The organism is Desulfobacter sp. (assembly GCF_050177295.1).
In genome coordinates this window covers 1-2,573 of the sequence record NZ_JBFXHE010000538.1, presented here as the reverse complement: position 1 = coordinate 2,573, position 2,573 = coordinate 1, and the positions used below count along the sequence as shown (strand labels likewise).

Sequence of the window (2,573 nt, the reverse complement as noted above, 5' to 3'; positions counted from 1 at the left end):
CGAAGGGGGAAAAACGGGCCCAGCAGGAGTCATTGCACCGTTTGGCATCGTTCATGCCGTGCTCAAACTCCACAGCCTGAAACCAGACCCCGTCATTGGCCAGCCAGGCTTTTCCCACGGCTGCCATCAATTTTTCGGTTGTAGCGTCATCCAGAGACATCAACGCTTTGGGCATGCCCTGTTCCAGTTCAAACTCCAATGTGCTGGACAGATGTTTCATGAGGCTGGCAATTGAATATTGTGTGGCCTTATCCAGCGCGGTAAGTGCCTTTTCCATCCCCATCTGGTGCTGAACCTCATTGAACCAGAGGCCGTAGTGGACAACAATACGGGTAAACATGTCGATCAATTGGGTTTTCTGCATATCAGGGGTAAGATCCTGAGCTTGGAACGGAGTTGAATCTTGCATGAATCGTCCTCCTTGTTAAACGTTTGCCCACAAATTACTCAAAGTCTGACCCTGTGTCAAGATGCTTTGTTCAACAGAACAGGGTAACCGAATATAGCTTTTTTTAATCTATTTTCTTGTTTTTTTTACCAGGAAGGAGCCGAAGTTCACGAAGATATCAGGGACTTAAACTTCGTCTCCTTCGTGATCTTCGTGGTGAATTAAATGATAAAACGTATTTGATATTTACATTACTTTTACATCCGAATGTTCTAAATTTTAAAAAAGCATCAAGGCGGGCGGGGATCCGGGCATTCCGAAAAAAAAGAAATGTTCACAACACAAATCCTGCCAGGGTGCCGGATACCCACCCGGTATAAGCAGTCAGTTCCAGGAGCATGACAAACTGCCGGGTCAGACGTTTCCGGGTAAAGGACATCCCTGATTTTGGATATATGAAATAAATAATGATCATTTGACCATTATTTTTTATTGACACCACGGCATAGCGACCTATATTATGGTCAAATGATCAAAATAAAAATAGAGTACTACGCAGACAAATTATTGATGAGGACGCAAAGATAGCTGAAACAAACTGATCGCAGTGAGTGGGAGAAGATATTACAACATCCCGGGAGCAGGCCGTTGAAGATGCAGCCGGCTCCCTTAACAGACAGGGTGAAAAACCCTGGTAAAAATAAAAATGAAAGGAGAAAATGTCATGCCAGGATTTAATCAGAGAGGACCACAAGGATTGGGACCCATGACCGGAAGGAGTCTTGGTATTTGCGGAAACCGCAACATGGCCGGTGCCGGATATGGTGCAAGTTATGGAGCCGGATATGGCGGTCAGGGATACGGTCGTGGATTTGGCGGTGGAGGCCGTGGTATGGGTCGCGGCATGGGCCGTGGATTTGGTTTCGCTGGTGCCCCTGTGTCCGGGCCGGCAAATGAAGCTGCGCTCCAGGACAGGGCCAGGATGCTGGAAGAGGAGCTCAACGCCATTAAGGCCCAGCTCAATACCACATCCGAGAACGAATAATCATTGATACAGCCCCGGGTAAAAAGGGAACCCTTTGTCACCCGGGGCATCTACAAAAAAGAAATCAGCCGTCGGGCGGCAACTCCGACGGCTGATTTCTTAAGGATAATAAGGAGGTTATTCAGCCAGTTTTTTCGAATTCAAAATTGGCATTAGAAACAACCTACCATAATTATATAATTTGTCAATAAAAAAGTTTTTCTGACATAACTTTATCTGATTTTTGCCAAAATGCGCGATGCCCATTTGTCATCACCCAGACGACCTTTAACGCTGGTGCCTAACTGAGACAATGTATCATTGGTCAAGGCATTGCGCTCGGCATCTTCATACACAGCAGCCGCGTTCTCTGCATCCTGGGCGTCGATCAAAAAGGTTTCAGCCAAAAAGACCTGGTCGCTGAATTCGGTCAATTTCTGGCGACCCAGGACCAACAGTTCTGAAAGCATGGTCTTGTCCGCAGTCTGCTGTTTCACCAACGCCACCAGACCCGCATAATCCTGCTTGGTGCGGCAAAGGCCTTCGGCGGACTTATACAGATCCAAAGCCCATTCCCTGTTTCCAAGCAGTTTCAGGATAGCACTACCTGCAAAGGTATAGTCGTAAACGGTCTTGGCCTTGCCGGCTACGGCACCCACAAGTTTTTGTGCCCACTCTTTGTCCTTAAACTTCTCAATGGCTACAGCGGCAAGCTTGATGAGATCGCCGTTGCCGGCAGCCTTTGTCTCTAAACCTTCATAGATCTGTTTTACCCAGGCGCTGTCCCCAAGGGTATCCTGGATGGCATTGGTCAGGGTATTGTAATCACCAAAGCTCTTGCATTTGCCCAGAAGTGCCGTATAGATCTCTTTGATCCATTCCGCATCCTTAAGATCAGCATGAATGGCGGCAGCCAGCTTGATGAAATCGCTAAAATGAATGGTAAGTTTTTCGGACTTTTTGTACAGTTTGGCTGCATAAAAGGTATCACCCGTGGCTTTAACCACTTCACCGGCCAGGATGCGCATGGGTGTACAAGTTTTGATCTCATTTTCCTGGAGGGCAAAATCATCGTACAGTTTTCCGAACTCTTCACGTTTGGCTTTCTGAAAAGCAATGGCGTCTGTCCATGCTTTGTCATCCTTGGCCACCTCAAGAATG

The 2,573-nt window shown here is 47.2% G+C and carries 3 protein-coding genes and 1 pseudogene; 1 reads left to right on the top strand and 3 read right to left on the bottom strand.

Annotated elements, in window-relative coordinates; translation table 11 throughout:
• A partial coding sequence (locus tag AB7U36_RS22290; protein WP_428161794.1) for a DUF6125 family protein occupies positions 1 to 409 on the bottom strand: 409 nt, incomplete at its 3' end.
• A 313-nt stretch (positions 410 to 722) separates the two neighbouring features.
• Positions 723 to 863 (bottom strand): hypothetical protein, encoded by a 141-nt coding sequence (locus tag AB7U36_RS22285; protein ID WP_428161793.1) that lies wholly within the window; start codon positions 861 to 863, stop codon positions 723 to 725.
• Positions 864 to 1,094: 231 nt separating this feature from the next.
• Between AB7U36_RS22285 and AB7U36_RS22280 the strand changes: the two genes are divergently transcribed.
• Complete coding sequence (locus tag AB7U36_RS22280; RefSeq protein ID WP_428161792.1) at positions 1,095 to 1,433, top strand: DUF5320 domain-containing protein; 339 nt, start codon at positions 1,095 to 1,097, stop codon at positions 1,431 to 1,433.
• Between the two features lie 212 nt (positions 1,434 to 1,645).
• Here the strand turns inward: AB7U36_RS22280 and AB7U36_RS22275 are convergent.
• Positions 1,646 to 2,573: pseudogene (locus AB7U36_RS22275) on the bottom strand (hypothetical protein); the annotation flags it as partial.